Origin of the sequence: Streptomyces sp. NPDC051243, from assembly GCF_044455405.1 — a bacterium.
Lineage (GTDB): Bacteria > Actinomycetota > Actinomycetes > Streptomycetales > Streptomycetaceae > Streptomyces.
Genome location: NZ_JBITES010000003.1, coordinates 107,110 through 130,708, shown reverse-complemented (window position 1 = coordinate 130,708; position 23,599 = coordinate 107,110). Strand labels below are relative to the sequence as shown.

The window sequence follows — 23,599 nt, the reverse complement described above, 5'->3', positions numbered from 1 at the left end:
ACCGTCCCGGTCAGGCCTTCGCCTTGGCCTTCGCCTTCGGCTGGCGGTCGGTGGAGCGGTCCAGGACCATCACCAGGCCCGCGATGACCGCGAACAGCACGATGGGGGCCAAGACGAACTGGCCCAGCGTCTCCATGACACTCAGGCCCTGGCCGGGGTCGTCGCCGTCGTCACGCGTGAGCGCGAGCGCGGGGGACGACATGAGCAGCATCATCAGCGTCGTACCGGCGGCCAGGGCGCCGGCGCGCAGGGCGTTCTTCTTGTCCACGGTCCCAAAAGTACAGAACCCCACGAGGGGCCGCGCGCCCGGGGTGCCGTATGCGACGCGACCGCCCCGCCCACCTTGCTCAGCCCTCTCCCACGCTCAGCCCCCACCCACGCTCACCCCGCGCCGGGCCCCATCGTCATCCCCGCCGGACGATCTCCCCGCGCAGCACCTCCACCAGCGCCCGCACCCTCGGCGAAGCCGCCAGCTCCTCCAAGGTCACCGGCCGCCCCTGCGCGTCGGCGATGGGCAGCCGCCAGTTCGGATACTGGTCCCACGTCCCCGGCAGGTTCTGCGGTCGCCGGTCGCCCACCCCGTCCGGAAGCCAGACCCCGACCATCCGCGCGGGCGTACGCAGCAGGAACCGGTGGACCGCCTGGATCTCGGCCTCCTCCTCCGAGGGGCCGCGCCCGCCGCCCGTGCCCCGCAACAGCCCCAGCCGGGACAGCAACTCCAGCCACTCCCCCGTGTCCGCCGCGGCCTCCGCCCGCTCCTGTTCCAGGGGACGGGTCAACAACCCCAACTCGTCCCGGAGTTCGACGTGCTCACCGGTGAGACGGGCCGCGGTCGGCGGCAGGTCATGGGTCGTGGCGGTGGCGAGGCAGTCGGCGCGCCAGGACTCCGGCGGCAGGGGACGGCCGTCCCCGTCCCAGTCCCGCTCGAACCACAGCACCGAAGTGCCGAGCACTCCCCGCGAGCGCAGCGTCTCGCGCACCCCCGGTTCCACCGTGCCGAGATCCTCCCCGATCACCACCGCCCCGGCCCGGGAGGCCTCCAGCACCAGGATCGCGAGCATGGCCTCGGCGTCGTAACGGACGTACGTCCCCTCGGTCGGCGCATGCCCCTGCGGCACCCACCACAGCCGGAACAGCCCCATGACGTGATCGATGCGCAGGGCGCCCGCGGAACGGAACAGGGCCCGCAGCAGCAGGCGATACGGCTCGTATCCCGACTCGGCCAGCCGGTCCGGCCGCCAGGGCGGCAGCCCCCAGTCCTGGCCGCGCGCGTTGAAGGCGTCCGGCGGCGCGCCCACCGACATCCGGGCCGCGAAGTACTCCTGCTGCGCCCAGGCGTCCGCGCCCCCGGGGTGCACACCGACCGCGAGGTCGTGCACGATCCCGACCGGCATCCCCGCCTCCCGCGCGACCCGCTGGGCGGCGGTCAGCTGGGTGTCGGTGAGCCAGGCGAGACGGCAGTGGAAGTCGACCCGGTCCATCAACTCGCCGCGCGCGCGGGCGGTGTCGGGTGACCGCGGGTCCCGCAGTCCCTCCGGCCACCGCTGCCAGTCCGAGCCGTGCACCTCGGCCAGCGCGCACCACGTGGCGTGGTCCTCCAGTGCCTGCCCCTCCCGCGCGAGGAAGTCGACGTAGGCGGCCCGCCGACCCGGCCCGAGCGGCACCTCACGGACCAGTTCGAGCGCCTCCCGCTTCGCCTCCCACACCGCGTCCCGGTCGATCAACTCCCCCTTCTCCAGCACCGCTTCCCGCAGCCGCCCGGCCCGTTCGAGGAGCCCCCGTACGCGCTCGCGGTCCTCGACGTACGCGAACTCGGGGATGTCCTCGAGCCGCAGGTGCACGGGGTCGGGGAAGCGGCGGGAGGAGGGGCGGTAGGGGGACGGGTCGGTGGGGGCGCCGGGTACGGCCGCGTGCAGCGGGTTGACCTGCACGAATCCGGCGCCGAGCGCCCGGCCGGCCCAGCCGGCGAGTTCGGCCAGGTCACCGAGGTCGCCCATGCCCCAGGAGCGGCGGGACAGCAGGGAGTAGAGCTGGACGAGGAGGCCGTACGAGCGTCCGCCGGGCGTGGGCAGCCGGGGCGGGGCGACGACCAGGTGGCTGGTCGCCGTACGGCCGTCCGGTGTGGTCGCCGTCAGGCGGTGGACGCCGGGCGGGAGCAGGCCGGTCTCGGTGCGGATCTCGCCCTGCTCTGTCGTGATGTGCAGCCGGGTGCCGGACGGGAGCCCGGCCGGCGTCCCGGGCTCGGCCCCGCTCCAGCACACCACTGTCGGGGGCAGCAGCCGCTCGCGCAGTTCCCGCTCTCGCGCGGCGAGCGCGGCACGCACGGCGCCGGGCGTGCTCGTGTCGATGCCGAGGGCGGCCAGGGCGAGGGTGAGTGCGGTGGCGGAGGCGGTGACGGTGCGGTCGGCGGACGGCTGGTAGGAGGTGGCTACGCCGTACAGCTCGGCGAGCCGGGACAGGTCGTCGGAGGGGCGGCCCTCAGCGTCCTCAGGACCTTCGGGACCCTCGGCAGGGGGTTCGGCCGACCGCTGAGCTGTCATCTACGACCTCGGGAAGTCCATGTCCATGTCCATACCGGTGTCCATACCCGCATCCCACACCGCCGCCTCACTGGTCAGCGGCGCGGCGTCGGCGAGCGGCGGCTCGCTGGTGAGGGGCTCGGCGTCGGGCAGGGGTGGTTCGCTGGTGAGCGGGGTCTCGGCGCAGGCGCCCTCGGCGCTGAAGACGCAGTCGTGCATCTCGGGCTCGATGGGCGCCTCAGGTTTGGACAGGGCCGATGCTGCGGGCACGGGTTCCTCCTTGTCGAGTACGTCGGGTACATCGGGTACGTCGGGTACGTCGGGTAGTAGGTCGTCTTCGTCAGGTACGTCGGGTACGTCGTGTACGTCGTGGCGGTTACCGCAGCCCTACCCAGTGGGCGCGGAGGCAGACGTACACAACGCAACAACGTGCCTCTCGTCACATTCGTTATCCCGCCACGGGAGCTCACCGGTGTTCCGGGGCGTGAACCGGTCGCACCCCACTCGTCGATAGACGGGGTGTGAGACTGTTCCGCCCCATGGGGGGCCACCGGGAGAAGGACGAGGAGCACTCGGACGCGGCACTGCTGCGTGCCGTGGCGGGCGGCGACTCGGCGGCGCTGGCCACGCTCTACGACCGGCACGCGGGTTGGCTGCACGCCCGGCTGCGTCGGCGCTGTGCCGATCCGGAGGTGGTGCGCGAGGTGCTGCAGGACACGTTCGTGACGGTGTGGCGGTCGGCGGACGCGCACCGTGGCGACGAGGCCGGCGGCTGGCTGTGGACCATCGCCGCGCGGCGCCTGGTCGACGCACGGCGGGCGCAGGAGCGAACCACGCGCCTCGAAGCGGCCCCGGTGGACGAGGCTCACACCGGGCACGCGCCGGAGACGGCCGTGCCGTCCGCCGAGGACCGGGTCCTCGCGGGGCTGGAGTACGGCGATGTCGGCACCGCCCTCGACCGGATCTCGCCCGAACTGCGCGACGTGCTGCGCGCCACGGTCGTCGACGGACTGTCCACCCGCGAGACCGCCCGCCTGCTCGGCATCCCCGAGGGCACCGTCAAGTCCCGCGCGATGCGCGCCCGTGCCGAACTGCGCGCCGCGCTCGCCCAGTTGCACCCCTCGCCGTTGGGAGGCCCGGCATGACCGGCTGGCACGCGTCCGACGCCCTTGTCACCCGCTACGCGAACGGCTCCCTGCCGGAACCGGACGCCTGGTCGCTGGAGAAACACCTGGAATCCTGCGGGAGTTGCGCGGCCCGCGCGTCGCGAGCGGTGCGGGAGACACCGGCCGGCGTGGTGCTGGCCGAGGTGCGGGAGACGGTGCTGAGGGCGAGCGAGCGGGAAGCGGCGGCGGACACCTCGGCCGCCGCCCCCTCACGGCCTCTGCGCCGAGCCCGGTTCCGGGTGTCCCGGCCCCTCACCTCCACGCCGATCGGCTCCCGCACGGCCCGTGCGCTGTGGGCCGCCGGGCCCGCCGTGCGCGGTGCCTGGTCGGCGAGCGTGCTGGGGGTGGCGCTCGCCGCGGTGCTGCTGGCCCGGTTCGCCGACTTCGCGGGAGCGCGGCCGCTGCTGCTTGCCGTCGCTCCGGCGGTGCCGGTCGCCGGTGTCGCCCTGTCCTACGGGGCGCACTCCGATCCGCTGCACGAGATCGCGGCGGCGACGCCTTCGGCCGGGATCCGGTTGGTGCTGACGCGGACGGCCGCCGTGCTGGCGGTCAGCCTGCCGCTGCTGACTGTCGCCGGGGCGCTGCTGCCCTCGTCGGGCGCCCCCGCCGCGGCGGCCTGGCTGCTGCCCGGGCTCGCGCTGACGCTGGTTTCGCTGGCCCTGGCCGGTTACCTCGGCTTCCGTGCCGCGACGGCCGTGACCGGCGGCGGCTGGCTGTGTGCCGTACTGGCCCCGGTACTCACCGCGGACGGCCGGCTGACCGCACGGCTGGCCGGGCAGGTCTCCGCCTACCTCGACGGCGCCCCGGCCCAGGGCGGCTGGGCGGCGACGGCGGTGCTGTGCGCCGCGCTGCTGATCGCCCGCCGTTCCGCCTACGACCGCCTGGACCGGCGTTGACCCCGGCCGACGGGCCCGGCCGGGGCCACGCCCGGCAGCGCACGGAAACCACCTCGCCTGTGCCGCCGTGCCGTGCTCCCCTCACCCCCGCCGCCGCCCGTGACGAGCCCGCCTGCGCCACCACCCGTGACCACCCACCCGCGCCACCACCCGTGACCACCCGCCCGCGCCACCGCCCATGACCACCCCACCCACGCCACCACCCGTGCCCAAGTTCGCCGCCGGCCCACGCCTCCCCTCCCCATCCCCCTCCCCCTCCCCCCGTCCGCCTGCCCGCCCGCCCGAGGCGGCCACACCTCACGCCCCCTCACCCCACCCGATCCACCTGGAGCCCCCTTGCCCACCATCCGCGTGACCGACCTGCGCGTCCGTCACCGCAAGACCGTCGCCCTCGACTCCCTCGACGTCGACTTCGGCCCCGGCGTCCACGGGCTGCTCGGTCCGAACGGGGCCGGCAAGACCTCGCTGATCCGCGTTCTCGCCACGGTCGCCGAACCGACCGGCGGCCGGGTGGAGATCCTCGGCGAGGACACCGGGGAGTTGCGGCGGCGCGGCGCGGTGCGGCGCAGACTCGGCTATCTGCCCCAGGAGTTCGGCTACTACCCGGGCTTCACCGTGCGGGAGTTCGTCGCGTATGTGGCGTGGCTGAAGGACATGCCCGCCGCCGATACACCGGCCGCCGTCGAACGGGCCGTCGCCCGGGTCGGCCTCGGCGACCGGATCGACGCGAAGGTCAAGACGCTGTCCGGTGGGATGGTCCGCCGTGTCGGCATCGCCCAGGCCATCGTCAACGACCCCCTGGTGCTGCTCCTCGACGAGCCGACCGCCGGTCTCGACCCGGAACAGCGCGTGGAGTTCCGCGAACTGCTGCGCGAACTGGGCGCCTCGGCCACGGTCATCGTCTCCACCCACCTCGTGGAGGACGTGGCGGCGGCCTGTACGGAGGTCACCCTCGTCGACGCGGGCCGGGTCGCCTACCGTGGCACGCCCGAGTCCCTCGCGGCTCTCGGTGAAACGGCGCCGGGCGTCGTCGGCGACAACCCGATCGAGCGCGGTTACACGGCCGCCCTGCGCGCCCACCGCGGTCCCGGGTCCGCCGCCCGCACGGCCAATCCCCTCGAGGGGGCGGCCCGATGACCCTCGTAACAGCCAAGGAGCAGGCGTCGGGCCGGGAACCGGAACAGCAGGCGCACGCGAATGACCCGAGCGCCCCGACCCTGCGCACATCCCGCCGTCCTCGCCGCGCGTCCCGCCATCCTCTCCGCGCCGAGTTCCTGCGCGGCTTCGCCCCCTGGGCCGGCGCGGCGCTCTTCCTCGCCTGCGCCGTGGCCATGGCCGCTACGTCCGCGCAGTGGCAGGGCGGATGGGCCGAGACCCGTGAGCGGCTGCACGTGACGGCCGTGTTGCTCGGCGTGCCGCTGGCCCTGGCCGCCGGCTGCCGGCAGGGCGGCCGGGAGCGCAGACGCCGTACCGAGGAGCTGATGGCGACGGCCGTGCGGGGCACGCTCGCCCGGTCCCTGGCCGCCGCACTGCCGGTCGCGTGCTGGGCGGTCGCCGGGTACGCGGTCGCCGCCGCCCTGGCCCTGCTCGCCACGGCGCTGACTGCCACAGGTGATCGTCCGGACCTCGTCGCGCCGCTCATGGACGCGGTCGCCCTGGCGTCCGGCGCTCTGGTGGGACATGTGGTGGGCCGCCGGCTGCCGTGGCGGCTGACGCCGCCGCTGTTCGCGGTGGCCGGGTACGTCGTCCTCGGCGTCGTGGCGTACGACAGCACCAGCTCGCTGCGGCAGCTGTCCCCCATCGGCAGCACGTCGGACACCGACGTACCGGTGTGGTGGCAACCGCCTGTGATGGCCGTGTGGTTGGGCGGTCTGGCGGTGGCCGCGGTCCTCGCGCACGCGGCCCGCCGCCGGCTCACGGCCCTGTTGCCGCTGGCCGCCGCGACGGCCGCGGGCACGCTGCTGGTGCAGACCGGCGACGGACTGTGGCACACCAACCCCCTCGCCCGGCGGCAGGTGTGCGACACCTCGACGGCCCCGCAGATCTGCGTCAACGCCCGCTACGAAGACCTCCTGCCGCAGGTCACGGACGCCCTGGCCGACCTGACGACCCGGCTGGACGGCGTACAGAACCTGCCGGTCCGCTTCACCGACCTGCCGGGGGAGCCCGGCCCGGACGAGGTCCACCTGCCGATCACCACGCCGATCGGTTGGACGGTCGTACGGGGACGGCTCACCGATCCGCGGCAGTTCGCGTGGGAGGCCGGGATGGCGCTGTACGACCGCGACGAGTGCGACACGGCCGTGGACCCGGTCGTGGCAAGGACCGACGAGGCCGTGCAGCACTACCTGGCGCCGCATCCGCTGGCTGGGCACTTCGAGAAGCTGCAGGCCCAAAGGGGCGAGGCCGAGCGCGCGGAACTGCGGGAGCGGCTCGCCGCCCGGGCCCGTCTGCAGGCGATGGGCGGGGAGGAGCGCCGCGCCTGGTTGTCGGCGTACTTCGCGACCGCGCGGGAGTGCGACCCGAGGGAGGTGCCGGCCCTGTGACGACGTCCGGCCTGCTCCTCTACGCCCGCTCGCGCACCGTCCCCCGCTCGGTCGCCGCGCTCGCCGCGACCGCGGCCCTCGCGGTCTGGGCCGCGCACGGTCTGGACGCCTATCTGGACCCGGAGCGCAGGGTGCCGGTGATCGCGCTGGCCCCGCTGTTCGCGGCCTCGGTGATCGGCACGAGCCTGTACGCGGCCTCCTGGGAACTGGACCGCACGGCCGTCCACCCCTGGTGGCGGCGCCGTCTGATCCATCTGCTGGCCCTCACGGCGCTGGCCGCGGCCCTGCTGCCGTGGGCCGTCCTCGGACACCCGTCCTTCTTCGGCCCGTCGGCCATGATCCGCAACACCCTCGGCTGCACCGGCCTCACCGCGGCCGCGGCCGCCCTGCTCGGCGCCCGGCTGAGCTGGCTGCCGGTGTTCGGGTACGTCAGCGCGGTGTACCTGGGCGCCTCCGCCCTGCGCGGGAACTCGGTACCGCTGTGGGCGTGGCTGGTGCAGCCGGCCGCGGAGGGAGGCGCATGGCTGGTGGCGCTCGTCGCCTTCGGGGTGGGCGGCGCGCTGTATGTGCTGCGGGGCGCGCGGGCGGAAGGGGCGCGCGACTGAGGGACCCCGTGTCGGGGGACCCCGCGGCATGGCCACGGGGCCCCGGAGGCACCGGGTATGCGAAGGCCCGGATCGTCAGGCTGAAATGCCGTCGATCCGGGCCATGGCGTCCTCCGCGCCGTACGGCTGCAAGTACGGCAGCCAGCGCGGGTCCCTATGCCCGGTGCCGATGATGCGCCAGGCGAGACCGGTGGGTGGAGCGGGTTTGTGGCGCAGCCGCCAGCCGATCTCGAACAGGTGTCGGTCGGCCTTCACGTGGTTGCAGCGGCGGCAGGACGCCACCACGTTGTCCCAGACGTGCTTGCCCCCGCGGCTGCGCGGGATGACGTGGTCGACGCTGGTTGCGACGCCACCGCAGTACATGCACCGGCCCCCGTCGCGCGCGAAGAGCGCTCTGCGGGTGAGCGGAACGGGCCCCCGATAGGGAACCCGGACGAATCGCTTGAGCCGGACCACGCTGGGTGCGGGGACTGTGACGGTTGCGCTGTGCATGAAGGCGCCGGACTCCTCGAGGCATACGGCCTTGTTCTCGAGGACGAGGACGAGCGCGCGGCGGAGCGGTACGACGCCGAGTGGCTCGTACGACGCGTTGAGGACCAGGACATGCGGCACGGATGCCTCCTTGGGCGTCGGCGGCGCGTGGCTCGCGCCGGGACGATCTGTAGTCAGTCTCCCCTCTTGCCTGGTGAAAGCGCCACCATGTCCCGGTAACGGGCTGGGAGTGTTTTCAACCACATCTCAATCCATCCCCCGGATGATGAACGCTTCATCCCACCAGTTCATCCCCGGGTGGGCACGTTTCCTCCCTCGAACATGGCGGCGATCCACACACGATGCCCCGATAGTGTGGTGGACCTGCCCCACCGGTGACCTTTTCGTGACCTTGATCAGCTGACCATCTGCCGGTGGGGCGGGCGCTGCACTGGAGGTACCCGCCGTGTCCCTGCCCGCCGTCCTACTGGCCGCCGGTTCGTCGCCGTCACCGACTCCCTCGGAGTCGACGACCCCGGCGGTTCCCTCGATCCAGGACGCCCAGGAGAGCGCGACCCAGGCCGCGAGCTGGGTCGAGCAGAACTGGTCGACCTGGCTCGCGATAGGCCTCAAGGTCCTGCTGATCCTCGTGATCGCGGGCGTGCTGAGAGTGCTGATCCGACGGGCGATCACCAAGCTCATAGACCGGATGAACCGCACCGCGCAGGCGGTGGACGGCACGGCCATCGGCGGCCTGCTGGTCAATGTCGAGCGCCGCCGTCAGCGCTCCCAGGCGATCGGCTCGGTGCTGCGCTCGGTGGCCAGCTTCCTGATCATGGGCACCGCCGCGCTGATGGTCCTGTCCGCCTTCGACATCAACCTGGCCCCGCTGCTCGCCTCCGCCGGTGTCGCGGGCGTGGCGATCGGCTTCGGCGCCCGCAACCTGGTCACCGACTTTCTCTCCGGCGTCTTCATGATCCTGGAGGACCAGTACGGCGTCGGCGACTCGATCGACGCGGGCGTGGCCTCCGGCGAGGTGATCGAGGTCGGCCTGCGCGTGACCAAACTGCGCGGCGACAACGGCGAGATCTGGTACGTCCGCAACGGCGAGGTCAAGCGCATCGGCAACCTCTCGCAGGGCTGGTCGACGGCGGGCGTGGACGTCACGGTCCGCCCCTCCGAGAACCTCGACCGCGTGAAGGCCGTCCTGAACGGCGTCGGCGAGGCGATGAGCAAGGAGGAGCCCTGGAACGAGCTCCTCTGGGGCCCGATCGAGGTGCTCGGTCTGGACAGCGTGCTGCTGGACTCCATGGTCGTGCGCGTCTCGGCGAAGACCATGCCCGGCAAGTCCCTCACGGTCGAACGCGAGCTGCGCTGGCGCATCAAGCGCGCCTTCGACGCCGCCGACATCCCAATCGTCGGCCGCACCCCCCTCACGGTGGAGGAACAGCCCGCGACCGACCCGACGGCGGGCATGGCAGCCCCGTCGGCATACTCGAACACGTCCTCGCCGCAGGCCCAGGCGGCTACGCCGCTGGCGCCGCCGAGTGTGACGAAGTAGGCGTACGAGGCCGAGCAGATGTACGACGAAGGGGGCGCCCGGAGATCCGGGCGCCCCCTTCGCGCTCAGCGTGCGGCCACGGACCTCAGCCGACCCACCCCCGCCACCGCGGCCAAGGCGGCTCACAGCGCCCGTCCGCGACGGCCTCCTCATAGGCCTGCTGGGCGTACTCGTCCAGCTCACGTCCGGTCGGCTTGCCGAAGACCGAGTAGGCGACCACGCACTCGTCGTGCGGCACCGGCCGGGTCGCCCAATAGACGAAGGACATACCCGCGAGGATCACGGCGAGCCAGGCGAGCAGCGAACGGCGACGATCATGTGGCATCCGTGCAACCTAACCTCGAGCGGTCACCGCGCCCAGCCCGGCGTCCACATCTCTGTCTCCCGGCGCTCGGTCCGGCTCGCGACGAGGTGGGCGCGCAGGGCCGCGAGCGTGGGATGGGGGTTGTCGGCGCGCCACAGCAGGGAGTGCGGATAGACCGGGGTCGGGTCGCGCAGCGGGACGCGGCGCAGGTCCTGGCCGGCGGGCGGGACGACGCCGGTGTCCGCGCCGACGAGGGTCGCCAGTACGGCGGAGCCGGCGATCGTGTCGAGGAGCGGCTCGGTGCCGAAGTCGGGCCCCGTCGCCTCGATGGTGAGTCCGAACTCGGCGGCGAGGGACTCGTAGTAGGCGGCCCATTCGGTGCCCTCGACGATGCCGGGCATCCAGATCCGGTGCCCGGCGAGTTGGGCGGGCGTCACGGCGCGGGCGGCGGCGAACGGGTGCCCCGGTCCGGTCAGGAGCTGCACCGGTTCGTCGTAGACGCGGACGGCCTCGATGCCGTCGGGCAGCCTGCGCGCGGGCATGGTGACGGCGCGGAAGGACACGTCGATCGTGCCGGCGCGCAGGGCCGCGACCGCCGCGTCGGCGTCGAAGAGGGTCACGACATCGAGGTCGGTGCCGGGGTGGGCGCGGTGGAAGTCCCGCAGCAGGACGGCCGGGGCGAGCCGCCGGCCGATCACGTCGACGTGCAGGGCACGGCGGCCGGGTCGTACGGAGTCGATCGCCCGTTCCTCGGCCTGGAGAAGGGCACGCGCGTGGGGCAGGAACGCCTGCCCGTCGATGGTGAGCCGGGCCCCGCGCGCGGTGCGGGTGAACAGACGCACCCCGAGGCTCTTCTCCAGCGCGGAGATGCGCTTGGAGACCGCCTGCTGGGTGATCGACAGGCTCGCCGCGGCGTCCTGGAACCGGCCCGCGTCCACTGCGGCGACGAAGGTGCGCACGGCGTCGAGGTCCACGGCCGCCAGCCTAGGCGTACAACCGATGGTTGTGCCGGTGGACACCGGTCGGTTGTTTGATCCGCGGAACCGCCCCTCGCTTGGATGGCTCCGGTCGACGTGATGGCGGGGATGGGATGCGCATGGCGGGCGGGCGGTCGTTGGGGCGCGGGTTCGGGTGGCTGTGGGCGTCGTACGCGGTGAGTACGTTCGGGACGCGGCTGGCCTTCGACGCGTTGCCGCTGATCGCGGTCCTCGTGCTGCAGGCGGGAGCGACGGAGGTGGCGCTGCTGGCGGCGTCGGGGCTCGCCGTGGGGGCAGTGGTGGCGGTGCCGCTCGGGGCGTGGGTGGAGTTCCGCCGGAAGCGGCCGGTGATGATCGCGGCCGACCTGCTCCGGTGCGCGGCGCTGCTGAGCATTCCCGTCGCGTTCGCGCTGGACGGGCTCGGTCTCGGGCAGCTGCTGGTGGTGTCGGTGGTGGTCGCCGCGGCGGACATCACGTTCACCGCGGCGAGCGGCGCCTGTCTGAAGTCCCTCGTGCCGCCGGAGGACCTGCTCGTGGCCAACGGCCGTTTCGAGGCCACCATGTGGACGGCTACCGCGCTCGGGCCACCGCTCGGCGGGGTGGCGATGGGGGTGTTCGGCCCGATGACGACCGTGCTGACGGACGCGGCGAGCTATCTGCTGTCGGCACTGGGGATCGGGGCGATCGGTGGTAAGGAAAGGCAACAGACCCGCCCTGACACGCCGTCGGGCCTGCGGACGAGCGACCTCATGGCGGGCTGGCGACACATCCTCACCCACCCCGCCCTGCGCCCGCTGTTCCTCAACCAGGTCCTGGTCAACGCCCTGATCATGGCCCCGACCCCGCTGCTCGCCGTCCTCATGCTCGGCCGGCTCGGCTTCACTCCCTGGCAGTACGGGCTCGCCCTGGCCACCCCATGCCTGGGCGGCCTGCTCGGCTCGCGCCTGTCGCGCCGGCTGGTGGCCCGTTACGGCCGGCACCCGGTCCTGCTCACCGCCGGCACACTGCGCGCCTGCTGGCCCATCGGGCTGGCCTTCGTCGGCCCGGGCACCTCCGGGCTCCTCCTCGTCATGGCCGTCGAGTTCGGGTTGATCACCTGCATCGGCGTCTTCAACCCGGTGTTGGCCACCGATCGCCTCGACCACACCCCCCGGGACCGGATCACCCGCACCTTGGCGGCCTGGTCGGTCACGGGGAAGACGACGACCGCGGCCATGACGGCGCTGTGGGGCCTGCTGGCGGCGGCGACCGGCCCGCGCACCGCCATCGCCCTGGCCGGCGCCCTGCTCCTGGCGACCCCGCTCCTGCTCCCGCGCCACGAGCGGGAACCGCACCACAGCGCCCCGAAGTAACGACCGCGTTGCTGGTGTAGACCTCTCTTGACGCCACCTTCCCGCGGGCATACATTCTCGCCACCAGATAGGAAACTTTCCTAACAGTGATCCCTCGCAGCGACCTCGATGGCCTTCCGTCCTTCCGTGATGGACTTCCCTCGTAGATCGCTGAGAAGCTGGTCAGCCGAAAGGCAGGTGTCGATCCCATGGCAGGAAACGCCGGTACGCCGGGCACCCCGCGCGTCCTGCGCGCCATGAACGACCGTGCCGCCCTGGACCTCCTCCTGGAGCACGGGCCTCTGTCCCGCACGCGGATCGGCAAGCTCACCGGCCTGTCCAAGCCGACCGCCTCCCAGCTGCTGGCCCGCCTGGAGGCCGCCGGCCTGGTCCTGGCCACCGGCACGACCGAGGGGCGGCCCGGTCCGGGCGCCCAGCTGTACGAGGTCAATCCGGCCGCCGCGTACGCCGCGGGGCTCGACGTCACCCCCGAACGCATCCTCGCCGCCGTCGCCGACGTCACGGGCCGCACGGTCGGGTCGTACGAACTGCCCACCCCCGGCAGACGCCCGGCCCATCCGGTCGTACGGCAGGTAAGCGACGCCCTCGACGGCGCGGTGAAGGCGGCGGGCCTCGCCCGCGACGACGTCCACCGGCTCGTCATCGGCACCCCCGGCGCCTTCGACCCCAACACGGGCCGGCTGCGCTACGCCTCCCACCTCCCCGGCTGGCACACCCCCGCGCTGCTCGACGAACTCGCGGCCGCCCTGCCGATGCCGGTCGAGTACGAGAACGACGTCAACCTCGTGGCGGTGGCCGAGCAGCGGCTCGGCGCGGCCCGCGGCCACGAGGACTTCGTACTGCTGTGGAACGAGGGCGGCCTCGGTGCCGCCCTGGTCCTCGGCGGGCGCCTGCACCGCGGCTGGACCGGCGGCGCGGGCGAGGTGGGTTTCCTGCCGGTTCCGGGCGTACCCCTGGTCCGTCAGGTCACCAAAGCCAACAGTGGCGGCTACCAGGAACTCGCCGGCTCGCAGGCGATTCCCCGGCTCGCGCTCGAGATCGGCATGACGGACATCCCGTCCGGGTCGTACGCCGAGGCCGCCGCCGCACTCGTCCACCGGGCCGCCGCGGAGGACACCGTCCTGAACCGGCTGCTCCTGCAGACCTACGCGACCCGGCTGGCCACCGGTCTCGCCTCCCTGGTCTCCGTCCTCGACCCCGAACTGGTCGTCCTCAGCGGCGCCTCCCTGACCGCCGGCGGCGAGGTGCTGCGCTCCCTCGTCCAGGACGAGCTGGAGGAGCTGGCCGCGTCCAGGCCCCGGCTGGTCGTCGGCGACGTCCGTGAACACCCCGTGCTGCGGGGCGCGTTGGAGAGCGCGCTCGCCGCCACACGCGACGAGGTCTTCGACACCTCACGCTGACCGACCGCCCCGCCGACCGCCCACCACGGCGGGCCGCACTCACACACCCTCCGACTCACCCCCCGCCTTCCCTCACCCACCCCTGTCCCGCCCTTGGGAGACCTCGCCATGTCCGGAAAGTCCAAGAACGTCATATCCTCAGCGTCCCGCAGGACCGCCGCCGCCCTCGCCGCCACCGCCTCCCTGGCCCTGCTCGCCACGGCCTGTACCGGCCAGGCAGACAGTTCTTCGTCTGGCGCCACCGACGACCCCAACGCCAGGACGACGATCACCTTCTGGCACGGCTGGAGCGCGCCCGCCGAGGCCAAGGCGATCCAGGCGAACATCGACAGCTTCGAGAAGGCCCACCCCAACATCACCGTGAAGGTCGTCGGCAACATCAACGACGACAAGCTCAACCAGGCGCTGCGCGCGGGCGGTTCGAACGGGCCGGACGTCGTGTCGTCGTTCACGACCTCCAACATCGGCAAGTTCTGCTCCTCGGGCGCCTTCCTCGACCTCAAGCCCTTCATCGAGAAGTCCAAGCTCGACCTCGACAAGACCATCCCGAAGCCGATGCTGGACTACACCCAGTTCGAGGGCACCCGCTGCGCCCTGCCCCTGCTGGGCGACGCCTACGGCCTCTACTACAACAAGGACGCCTTCGACAAGGCCGGCATCAAGTCCCCGCCGAAGACCTGGTCGGAGTTCGCGAAGGTCGCCAAGAAGCTGACCGTAAGCAAGGGTGACAGTTACCAGCAGCTCGGTTTCATGCCGACGTACCACGGCTACGAGACGGTCGTGGACCACTACATGTCCCAGTGGGACCACGCCTACTTCGACGCCGACGGCAAGTCCAGCATCGCCAAGGATCCTGCCTTCGCCGAGATGTTCACGTACCAGAAGAAGCTCATCGACGACCTCGGCGGCTTCGCGAAGCTGGAGAAGTACCGCAACACGTTCGGTGACGAGTGGGGCGCCAAGCACCCGTTCCACACCGGTCAGGTGGCCATGCAGCTCGACGGCGAGTGGCGCCTCGGCATGGCGAGGGACGCGGGCGTCGACTTCGAGATCGGCACCGCCCCGATGCCCGTCGCCGACGACGAGGTGGACGAGTACGGCAAGGGCTTCCTCTCCGGCACGATCATCGGCATCGCCCCGCGGAGCGAGAAGCAGAACGCGGCCTGGGAGCTGGTGAAGTACCTGACGACCGACACCGAGGCCGTCGTCTCCTTCGCCAACGCCATCCACAACGTGCCGTCCACCTTCGCGGCCCTGAAGTCGCCCGACCTGAAGGTCGACCCGGGCTTCAAGACGTTCCTGGACATCGCGCAGCACCCGGAGTCCAACACCCCGCCGGCCTCCGTCAACGGCTCCACGTACCAGACGACGCTGCAGGACTTCGGCTACCAGTACGAGTCCGGCAAGGTGAAGGACCTCGAGGCCGGTCTGGAGAAGACCGCGCAGCAGATCGACACCGACATCGAGCAGGCGAAGTAGCGCCGTCGATGTCCACGCACACTCTCCGCGCGAAGCGCCGCAGGTCGGCGCTTCGAACGGTGGCCTTCCTGTCACCGTGGCTCATCGGGTTCGGCGTCTTCTTCGCCTATCCGCTGGTGTCCACCGTGTACTTCTCCCTGATGAAGTACGACGGCTTCGGCCCACCGGTGTTCCGCGGCCTGGGCAACTGGGCCTACGTCTTCGACGACTACCCGCTGTTCTGGCCGGCGCTGCGCAACACGCTCTGGCTGGTGCTGGTGATGGTGACCTGCCGGGTGGTGTTCGGCCTCGGCATCGGTCTGCTCATCACGAAGATCAAGACGGGCACGGGCGTCTTCCGCACCCTCTTCTACCTGCCGTACCTCGCCCCGCCGGTCGCCGCGACCCTGGCCTTCGTCTTCCTCCTCAACCCCGGCACCGGCCCGGTCAATTCGGTCCTGGAGAGCCTGGGCCTGCCGACGCCCGGCTGGTTCACCGACCCCACCTGGTCCAAGCCGGCCCTCACCGCGCTCGCGCTGTGGGGCGTGGGCGACCTCATGGTCATCTTCATGGCCGCGCTGCTCGACGTACCGAAGGAGCAGTACGAGGCCGCCGAGCTGGACGGGGCGTCGGCCTGGCAGCGGTTCCGGTTCGTCACCCTTCCCAACATCTCGCCGATCGTGATGTTCGCCGTGGTCACGGGCGTGATCCAGACCATGCAGTACTACACACAGCCGCTGGTGGCCGGAAAGGTCGCCTCCGGCGTCATCGGCGGCTCCGGCCAGCAGTTCGAGCCGGGCTACCCCGACAAGTCGACCCTGACCCTCCCCCAGCTCGTCTACAACCTCGGCTTCCAGCGCTTCGACTACGGCTCGGCCTGCGTGGTCGCGCTCGTCCTGTTCGCCCTCGCCATGGCGTTCACCTCGCTGCTGATGCGGCGCCGGGGCGGACTGATCCAGGCAGGTGACTGACCATGACCCAAGTGCTGGAAAAGCCGGTGGAGTTGAGTGCCCCGACCACCGCCGAGCGCACGTCCCGCCGCAGGGCGCTCCTGGAATGGATAGCGATCCATTCCCTCGGCATCGCGGCCGCCCTCTTCTTCACTCTCCCCTTCGTGTTCGTCGTCCTGACCTCCCTGATGAGCGACCAGCAGGCGCTCACCCGCGACCTGGTCCCGGACACCTGGGAGTGGGGCAACTACACCAAGGTCTTCGACACGCCCGGCTTCCTGACCTGGTGGAAGAACACGCTGATCTACGCCGGCCTGGGCACGGTCCTCACCGTGGTGTCGTCCGTGCCGGTGGCGTACGCGCTCGCCAAGTTCCGCTTCCGCGGCCGGAATCTGACCCTGATGCTGGTCATTTCGATGATGATGCTGCCGCCGCAGGTGGTCATCATCCCGATGTACCTGTTCTGGGCGAAGCAGCTGGACCTCTCGGGGACCCTCTGGCCCCTGATCATCCCGATGGCGTTCGGGGACGCGTTCTCGATCTTCCTCCTGCGCCAGTTCCTGACGACGATCCCGAACGAGTATCTGGACGCGGCGAAGGTGGACGGCTGCGGCGAGTTCCGCACGCTCCTGCGAGTCGTCCTCCCCATGGCGAAACCGGGCATAGCCGCGGTGGCCCTCTTCCAGTTCTTCTACGCGTGGAACGACTACTTCGGCCCCCAGATCTACGCGTCCGAGAACCCGGGCGCCTGGACGCTCTCCTACGGCCTGGAGTCGTTCAAGGGCGCACACCACACCGACTGGAACCTGACCATGGCCGCGACCGTACTGGTCATGGCCCCCGTGATCGTCGTGTTCTTCTTCGCCCAGAAGGCGTTCGTAGAAGGCGTCACACTCACCGGAGTAAAGGGTTGACCCATACATGAAACTCACCGTGGTCGGCGGAGGCTCGACCTACACCCCCGAACTCATCGACGGCTTCGCCCGCCTGCGTGACACCCTCCCCATCGAGGAACTGGTCCTGATGGACCCGGCGACGGAGCGCCTGGAACTGATCGGCGCCCTGGCCCGCCGTATCTTCACCCGCCAGGGCCACCCCGGCACGATCACCACCACCACGAACCTGGACGAGGCGGTGGCCGGCGCCGACGCGGTCCTCCTGCAGCTCCGGGTGGGCGGCCAGGCGGCCCGTGAGCAGGACGAGACCTGGCCTCTGGACTGCGGCTGCGTGGGCCAGGAGACGACAGGCGCCGGCGGCCTGGCAAAGGCACTGCGCACGGTTCCCGTGGTCCTGGACATCGCGGACCACGTCCGCCGCGCGAACCCCACCGCCTGGATCATCGACTTCACCAATCCGGTCGGCATCGTGACCCGCGCCCTGCTCCAGGAGGGCCACAAGGCGGTCGGCCTGTGCAACGTGGCGATCGGCTTCCAGCGCAAGTTCGCGACCCTGCTCGGCGTCACCCCCTCCGACGTCCACCTCGACCATGTGGGCCTCAACCACCTCACCTGGGAGACCGGGGTACGCCTGGGCGGCCCCGAGGGCGAGAACGTCCTGCCGAAGCTCCTCACGGACCACGGCGACACCATCGCCGCCGACCTGCACCTCCCCCGCACCCTCCTGGACCGCCTGGCCGTGGTCCCGTCGTACTACCTGCGCTACTACTACGCCCACGACGAAGTGGTGGAGGAACTGCGCGCCACGCCGTCACGCGCCGCCCAAGTAGCCGAAATGGAACGGCAGTTGCTCGAGCTGTACGCCGACCCGGCCCTGGACGAGAAGCCGGCACTGCTCTCCAGGCGGGGCGGCGCCTACTACTCGGAGGCGGCGGTGGACCTGGCGGCGGCGCTGCTGAACGGCGCGGGCAGCCCCTGCCAGGTGGTGAACACGTACAACAACGGAACGCTGCCCTTCCTCCCCGACGACGCGGTGATCGAGGTCCAGGCGGCGGTGGGGCCGTCGGGTCCGGCCCCGCTGCCGGTGCCCGCCGTGGACCCCCTGTACGCGGGCCTGATGGCGAACGTCACGGCCTACGAGGACCTGGCTCTGGACGCGGCGCTGCGCGGCGGCCGCGACCGGGTGTTCAGGGCACTGCTCGCGCATCCCCTCATCGGCCAGTACGCGTACGCCCACACCCTCACCGACCAGCTGATCGCACACAACCAGGAGCATCTCGCGTGGGCATGACCGCACGTGTCCTCGCTGTCGACGCGGGCAACAGCAAGACCGACGTGGCGGTGGTGGCGGCCGACGGAACCGTCCTGGCCACCGCCCGCGGAGGCGGCTTCCGCCCGCCGGCGGTGGGCGCGCAGCAGGCGGTGGACACCCTCGCCGAGGCGGTGGAGCAGGCCTTCACCGCGGCGGGGGTGACCTCCGTCGACCATGTCTCGGCCTGTCTGGCCAACGCCGACTTCCCGGTGGAGGAGGAGACCCTGGCGGCCGCGCTGCACGCCCGCGCGTGGGGCACGACCGTCGAGGTCCGCAACGACACCTTCGCGATCCTGCGCGCGGGGGTGCCGGAACCCCGCGGGGTCGCCGTGGTCTGCGGCGCCGGCATCAACTGCGTGGGCATGCGCCCCGACGGCCGTACCGCCCGCTTCCCCGCGCTGGGCCGTATCTCCGGTGACTGGGGCGGCGGTTGGGGCCTGGCGGAGGAGGCGCTGTGGCACGCGGCGCGGGCGGAGGACGGCCGCGGGGAGCCCACGGCGCTGGCGCACACGCTCCCCGGCCACTTCGGCCTGCCCACCATGTACGCCCTGATCGAGGCCCTGCACCTGCAGGACATCCCCGACGCCCGCCGCCACGAACTGACGCCGGTCCTGTTCGCCACGGCGGCGTCCGGCGACCCCGTGGCCCGCCGAATCGTGGACCGCCTGGCCGACGAGGTGGTGACCATGGCCACGGTGGCCCTGACCCGCCTGGACCTGCTGGAGGAGGAGACACCGGTGCTGCTGGGCGGTGGCGTACTGGCGGCCCGGCACCCGCAGCTGACGGACGGAATCCGGGACCTGCTGACGTCCCGCGCCCCGAAGGCGGTACCGCAGGTCGTGACGGCGAGCCCGGTGCTGGGGGCGGCACTGCTGGGCCTGGACGCGGTGAGGGCGGAGGCGGAGGCGCACGAGCGGGTACGCACCCACTTCGAACGCCGGTCCGCATAACTCAGCCCGTCCGGCGTTTGAGGACGAGGCTCGTTCAGGGCCGAAGCGGGGGTCTGGGGGCCGCAGGCCCCCAGGGGGGGGAACCGAACTGATTCCCACCGCGTGTACATGGGCAGGGGTGGTGCGGGGGGGGATCCGCCAAGCCGCCGGCAGGCACTCCGCTGCGATCGGATCAAGATCCAGTGAAGGCCGGTGCGGATGTCAGTCCCGCCAGCGATACTTGCGGCGACGGGATGACCACGGGGGAGGTCAACAGTGACACAGACGCCGACGAGCAGCGCACCACCACCGGGACACAGCCCGGCCCCCGGCGCGCCCACCATGCCGTCCGTACCCCCGCAGCCCACCCGCGCCGCCGCCCCCGCCCAGCCCCGCCGTACGGCCTTCGCCGAGGGCTTCGACCAACTCCGCGCCGCCGCCACCACCGAACCCGGCCGCCTGAGGATCATCGGCGCCCTGCTGGCCCTCTTCGTCGTCGCCTTCGGCGCCGTGGCCGCCTGGCAGATGACGGAACGGGCCGCCGCGGCCGACGACGTCCTCAACCGCAGCCAGCCCCTCAGCTCCGACGCGGCCGACATCTACCGCTCCCTGGCGGACGCCAACACCGCGGCCGCCAGCGGCTACCTGGCGGGCCTGCAGGAGAAGCCCGCCATGCGCGAGGGCTACGAGAAGGACATCCGCACGGCCGCCGAGAAACTCGTCAAGGCCGCCGCCAACTCCGAACCGGGCTCCCCGTCGGCGAACACGATCGCCGAACTGAGCAGGCTCCTGCCGGAGTACAAGGGCCTGGTCGAGACCGCCAGGGCCAACAACCGCCAGGGCTACCCGGTGGGCGGGGCGTACCTGCGCGCGGCGAACGAGATGATGCAGCAGAAGATGCTGCCGTCGGCCGAGAAGCTCTACCAGACGGAGAACCAGCGCCTGCGCTCCGACTACGCCGACGCGAAGTCCTTCCCCTGGGCGTCGGCCGGTCTGGGCCTGCTCGCCCTGGCCGCCCTCGCCTGGGCCCAGCGCCGCAACTACGAGCGCACGAACAGGGTCCTCAACCACGGCCTCGTCACCGCCACAGCCGCCTCCACCGTGGTGCTGCTGTGGCTCGCCGTGAGCCACACGGTGGCACGCGCGGACCTGAACGACTCCTACGACCACGGCGTCCGCTCCCTGGACGTCCTGCACGAGGCCCGCATCGCCTCCCTGACCGCGCGCAGCGACGAGAACATGACGCTGGTCCGCAGGGGCGCGGACTCGAAGACGCTCGACGACGGCACGGTCGTGGACTCCTACGACTGGGGCTACGACCAGCAGATCGCCCAGCTCGGCAAGGCTCTCGCCCGAGCGGAGGGCCTCGCCGACGACTCGGCGGGGCAGAAGCCCGTTCAGGAGGCGAACGGCTTCATGAAGGTCTGGAAGGACCGCCACAACCTCGCCCGCGACGACAACAACTCGGGCAACTACCAGGCCGCCCGCGACCGGGTCATCGGCGCCGCGAAGGAGCCGACGAGCGTGTGCTTCGACAACGTCGACAAGGCCCTGGCGACGGCGCTCACCCACGAGCAGAACGAGTTCAAGCTGGCCGCGAGCGACGGCCGTGACTCGCTGACCGGCCTCCCGACCGGCGCCGCGGTCCTCGCGGTCCTGGGCGCGACCGGCGCGGTCCTCGGCATCGGCCGCCGACTGTCGGAGTACCGGTGAGAGGGGGCACGATGAACGAACGCGACACGACGACGAACGCGGACGCCCCGGTCCACCCGCGGACCGCGGCCGACGCCTGGCGGCGTCTGCGCACCAGCTTGCGCGGCTGGGGCGGCGTGGGCGCGATGGCCCTCCTGTGCGCCCTTGCGGTGACCTTCGCCCTGCTGCTGCCCCTGAGCCAGCCGCAGGCCGACGACGCCGGCACGGCGACCGGCGGCCAGGGCGTCACCCGCACCACCCAGGTGAAGGCCGACGACTGCGAGAACCCGCAGGACCAGAGCCTGTCGCCGTCCGGCGGCGACGGCAAGGCGCCCACGCTGGACGCGATCAAGGCCCGCAAGGACCGGCGCCTGATCGTCGGGGTCGACACCAACAGCTACCGCTGGGGCTACCTCGACCCCAACAACCCGGCCGGGGAGCTGGAGGGCTTCGACATCGACCTGGTCCACCGGATCGCCGAGGACATCCTCGGCGACCGCGACGCGGTGCGGTTCAAGGCGATCCCGACCAGCCGCCGGATCGAGGCGATCAAGAAGGGCGAGGTCGACATGGTGGTCCGCACCATGACGATCAACTGCGACCGCATCGGGCAAGTCGCCTTCTCGGCACCGTACTTCGTGACCGGCCAGCAGGTCCTGGCGCCCAAGACCTCGACGATCACCGGGTTCGACAAGACCCTGGCCCGGAAGAAGGTGTGCTCGGCGCAGGGGTCCACCGCGTACGACAACCTCGAAGAGGGCAGGAAGAACGGCGACCTGCCGGACTCCACCGACATCAGGACCACCGTCCCCAACCAGCTCGACTGCCTGGTGAAGTTGCAGCTCGGCGAGGTCGACGCGGTCGTCACCGACGGCGCGCTCGCCGCGAGTCAGGCCGCGCAGGACCCCACGGTCGAACTGAAGGGCGGCCTGTTCACGGACGAGTACTACGGCGTGGCGATGAAACTGGGCTCCGACGATCTGGTACGCCAGGTCAACCGGACCCTGGAGAACTACGTCAAGGACGGCGGCTGGGAGGCGTCGTACGAGAAGTGGCTGCACCCCACCATGGACCAGGGCGACAAGAAGTCGGCGTCGGCGACTCCTCCCGAAGCCCGGTACAAGTGACCGACCATCGACTGAGGGACGTCACAACGGAACGCGGCAGCAGACGGCAGCACCCGACAGCAGACGACGGAACACAACGCAGCGAGAGGTGATCGATGGGCGTCACGGACCCCGCCGGGCCGGTGATGGACCGGGACGAGGTGGACCGTGCGCTGGCGCGGCTCGGCGCGGAGCACGAGGCGATCGAGACCTCGCTCCTCGCCCTGCAGGACCACGCGGGCCGCAGGCTTCTCGAGGGCGCCGAGCTCACGGGCGTCACCAAGGAGCGCTGGACGACCGCGGAGGCGTCGATCACGCTGCTGTGGGCGTACTTCGACGCGTACACGGACGCGTTGCGCTCCGCCCGCGAGATCAGGGCCCGGCGCCGCTGGTCCAGCCGCGAGGACCTGGTCGAGCTGACGGAGCTGCTGCGCGGCGAGTCCGTGACGGTGGCGGGATCGACGGCGGCGACCGCCAACGCCCCCACCCTGCACGGCGGTTCGGGCAAGCTCAGCGAACAGTTCACCCTGACCACGCTCGTGGACCGGATGAACGAGCTGTACGCGACCTCGCTGGACATGGTCGTCGCCGCCGACGCGGTCTGGTCGGCGCTGCCCGCCCGTATCGATTTACTGGCCGCCGAACTCCAGCGCACGCGAAGGCTCGCGCACTCCGTCGGCGTACGCCCCGGCGAGCACCCGGCGGGCGACGACCTGGAGCGCATCACGCGCACGCTCACCAACCTGCGCGCGCAGGTGGTCTCCGACCCGCTCGCGTACTGGCTCCCCGCGCAAGGGAGTTCGGCGCCCGGCGGCGGCCGGCCGGACACCACGGTCTACGACCGCGAGGCGCGCGCCCTGGAGGACGTACGCCGGGAGATCGACGCGGTTCTGACGGTACGTCAGGATGCCGAGCAGCGGCTGGTCAAGCTGCGTGACGTGCTGTCCCGCGCGGACCGCACGCTCGCCGAGGCCCGCACCGCGCGCGGCGAGGTGCTGGCGAAGATCGCCGCCACCGAGGTGCCGGTCGTCAGCGGCCCGCCGACCGCGCTGCAGGAGCAGCTGGCGACGGCCGCCGAGTACCGCAGACAGGCCCAGTGGCACCGTCTGTCCCCGCTCCTGGAGTCCCTGGAGCAGAAGGCGGAGGACGAACTGCTGCGCGCCCGCGAGTCGTTGACCGCGGTCACCGCGCCCCTGGCGGTCCGCGCCGAGCTGCGCGGCCGCCTCGACGCGTACAAGGCGAAGGTGGCCCGGCACGGCCTCGCGGAGGACCCGTTCCTCATCGAGCGCTACGACGCGGCCCGCCGCATGCTGTGGAGCGCGCCCTGCGACCTGCGCGTCGCCGAGCAGGCCGTCCTGCGCTACCAGCAGGCGGCCGCGGAACTGCTCGGCGGCCCGCGCGTGCCGGGGCCGCGCGGGCCCGAGGACCACCGGGGGCCGGGATCATGAGGGGCAGGGGG

The 23,599-nt window shown here is 72.0% G+C and carries 22 protein-coding genes; 16 read left to right on the top strand and 6 right to left on the bottom strand.

The features are described 5' to 3' along the window. Positions 1–10: 10 nt before the first annotated feature. From ACIBAG_RS07925 to ACIBAG_RS07915, 3 genes are all read right to left on the bottom strand, one after another. Positions 11–268 (bottom strand): hypothetical protein, encoded by a 258-nt coding sequence (locus ACIBAG_RS07925; RefSeq protein WP_031476771.1) that lies wholly within the window; start codon positions 266–268, stop codon positions 11–13. Between the two features lie 136 nt (positions 269–404). Next, entirely contained in the window at positions 405–2,540 is a 2,136-nt protein-coding gene (gene malQ / locus ACIBAG_RS07920) for a 4-alpha-glucanotransferase (protein WP_399102223.1), read from the bottom strand. After that, entirely contained in the window at positions 2,541–2,789 is a 249-nt protein-coding gene (locus ACIBAG_RS07915) for a hypothetical protein (protein ID WP_399102221.1), read from the bottom strand. A 269-nt stretch (positions 2,790–3,058) separates the two neighbouring features. On the opposite strand from ACIBAG_RS07915, the gene ACIBAG_RS07910 reads away from it, so the two are divergent. From ACIBAG_RS07910 to ACIBAG_RS07890, 5 genes are all read left to right on the top strand, one after another. Further along, positions 3,059–3,664: an RNA polymerase sigma factor gene (locus ACIBAG_RS07910; protein WP_399103266.1), complete on the top strand. Its 606-nt coding sequence runs from the start codon at positions 3,059–3,061 to the stop codon at positions 3,662–3,664. Further along, the gene (locus ACIBAG_RS07905) at positions 3,661–4,581 is read left to right on the top strand and encodes a zf-HC2 domain-containing protein (RefSeq protein ID WP_399102219.1); all 921 of its coding nucleotides are present in this window, start codon (positions 3,661–3,663) and stop codon (positions 4,579–4,581) included. Before ACIBAG_RS07910 ends, ACIBAG_RS07905 begins: the two co-directional genes overlap by 4 nt. Positions 4,582–4,917: 336 nt before the next feature. Continuing rightward, positions 4,918–5,718, top strand: coding sequence for an ABC transporter ATP-binding protein (locus ACIBAG_RS07900; RefSeq protein WP_399102217.1), 801 nt, complete (start codon positions 4,918–4,920; stop codon positions 5,716–5,718). Beyond that, positions 5,715–7,127 (top strand): hypothetical protein, encoded by a 1,413-nt coding sequence (locus ACIBAG_RS07895; RefSeq protein WP_399102215.1) that lies wholly within the window; start codon positions 5,715–5,717, stop codon positions 7,125–7,127. The genes ACIBAG_RS07900 and ACIBAG_RS07895 overlap by 4 nt, the downstream gene beginning before the upstream one ends. Beyond that, on the top strand, positions 7,124–7,732 hold the full coding sequence (locus tag ACIBAG_RS07890; RefSeq protein WP_399102213.1) for a hypothetical protein: 609 nt from the start codon (positions 7,124–7,126) through the stop codon (positions 7,730–7,732). Before ACIBAG_RS07895 ends, ACIBAG_RS07890 begins: the two co-directional genes overlap by 4 nt. A 75-nt stretch (positions 7,733–7,807) precedes the next feature. Here ACIBAG_RS07890 and ACIBAG_RS07885 read toward each other — a convergent pair whose 3' ends face one another. Next, the gene (locus ACIBAG_RS07885) at positions 7,808–8,344 is read right to left on the bottom strand and encodes an HNH endonuclease (protein WP_031476758.1); all 537 of its coding nucleotides are present in this window, start codon (positions 8,342–8,344) and stop codon (positions 7,808–7,810) included. A 325-nt stretch (positions 8,345–8,669) separates the two neighbouring features. Between ACIBAG_RS07885 and ACIBAG_RS07880 the strand changes: the two genes are divergently transcribed. Beyond that, positions 8,670–9,764 (top strand): mechanosensitive ion channel family protein, encoded by a 1,095-nt coding sequence (locus ACIBAG_RS07880; protein WP_399102211.1) that lies wholly within the window; start codon positions 8,670–8,672, stop codon positions 9,762–9,764. An 85-nt stretch (positions 9,765–9,849) separates the two neighbouring features. Here the strand turns inward: ACIBAG_RS07880 and ACIBAG_RS07875 are convergent, their stop codons facing one another. Together ACIBAG_RS07875 and ACIBAG_RS07870 are read right to left on the bottom strand one after the other, a co-directional pair. Further along, positions 9,850–10,089: a hypothetical protein gene (locus ACIBAG_RS07875; RefSeq protein ID WP_399102209.1), complete on the bottom strand. Its 240-nt coding sequence runs from the start codon at positions 10,087–10,089 to the stop codon at positions 9,850–9,852. A gap of 23 nt (positions 10,090–10,112) precedes the next feature. Then, positions 10,113–11,042, bottom strand: coding sequence for a LysR family transcriptional regulator (locus ACIBAG_RS07870; protein WP_399102207.1), 930 nt, complete (start codon positions 11,040–11,042; stop codon positions 10,113–10,115). A 122-nt stretch (positions 11,043–11,164) separates the two neighbouring features. Here ACIBAG_RS07870 and ACIBAG_RS07865 point away from each other — a divergent pair, with 122 nt between their 5' ends. From ACIBAG_RS07865 to ACIBAG_RS07820, 10 genes are all read left to right on the top strand, one after another. Next, a complete protein-coding gene (locus ACIBAG_RS07865; RefSeq protein ID WP_399102205.1) occupies positions 11,165–12,397 on the top strand; it encodes an MFS transporter in 1,233 nt (410 codons plus the stop codon). Positions 12,398–12,585: 188 nt separating this feature from the next. Further along, entirely contained in the window at positions 12,586–13,797 is a 1,212-nt protein-coding gene (locus ACIBAG_RS07860) for an ROK family protein (RefSeq protein WP_399102203.1), read from the top strand. 108 nt (positions 13,798–13,905) lie between these two features. Beyond that, a complete protein-coding gene (locus ACIBAG_RS07855) occupies positions 13,906–15,276 on the top strand; it encodes an ABC transporter substrate-binding protein (protein ID WP_399102201.1) in 1,371 nt (456 codons plus the stop codon). An 8-nt stretch (positions 15,277–15,284) separates the two neighbouring features. Continuing rightward, the gene (locus ACIBAG_RS07850; RefSeq protein WP_399102199.1) at positions 15,285–16,226 is read left to right on the top strand and encodes a carbohydrate ABC transporter permease; all 942 of its coding nucleotides are present in this window, start codon (positions 15,285–15,287) and stop codon (positions 16,224–16,226) included. 2 nt (positions 16,227–16,228) lie between these two features. After that, positions 16,229–17,119, top strand: a complete 891-nt coding sequence (locus ACIBAG_RS07845; protein WP_399102197.1) for a carbohydrate ABC transporter permease — start codon at positions 16,229–16,231, stop codon at positions 17,117–17,119. 7 nt (positions 17,120–17,126) lie between these two features. Further along, on the top strand, positions 17,127–18,392 hold the full coding sequence (locus ACIBAG_RS07840; protein WP_399102195.1) for a 6-phospho-beta-glucosidase: 1,266 nt from the start codon (positions 17,127–17,129) through the stop codon (positions 18,390–18,392). Continuing rightward, positions 18,383–19,363, top strand: a complete 981-nt coding sequence (locus tag ACIBAG_RS07835) for an N-acetylglucosamine kinase (RefSeq protein WP_399102192.1) — start codon at positions 18,383–18,385, stop codon at positions 19,361–19,363. The genes ACIBAG_RS07840 and ACIBAG_RS07835 overlap by 10 nt, the downstream gene beginning before the upstream one ends. A gap of 255 nt (positions 19,364–19,618) precedes the next feature. Continuing rightward, on the top strand, positions 19,619–21,055 hold the full coding sequence (locus ACIBAG_RS07830) for a hypothetical protein (RefSeq protein ID WP_399102190.1): 1,437 nt from the start codon (positions 19,619–19,621) through the stop codon (positions 21,053–21,055). A 125-nt stretch (positions 21,056–21,180) separates the two neighbouring features. Then, positions 21,181–22,161, top strand: coding sequence for a glutamate ABC transporter substrate-binding protein (locus tag ACIBAG_RS07825; RefSeq protein ID WP_399103264.1), 981 nt, complete (start codon positions 21,181–21,183; stop codon positions 22,159–22,161). Between the two features lie 95 nt (positions 22,162–22,256). Further along, positions 22,257–23,588 (top strand): hypothetical protein, encoded by a 1,332-nt coding sequence (locus tag ACIBAG_RS07820; RefSeq protein WP_399102188.1) that lies wholly within the window; start codon positions 22,257–22,259, stop codon positions 23,586–23,588. The last annotated feature ends 11 nt before the right edge of the window (positions 23,589–23,599 follow it).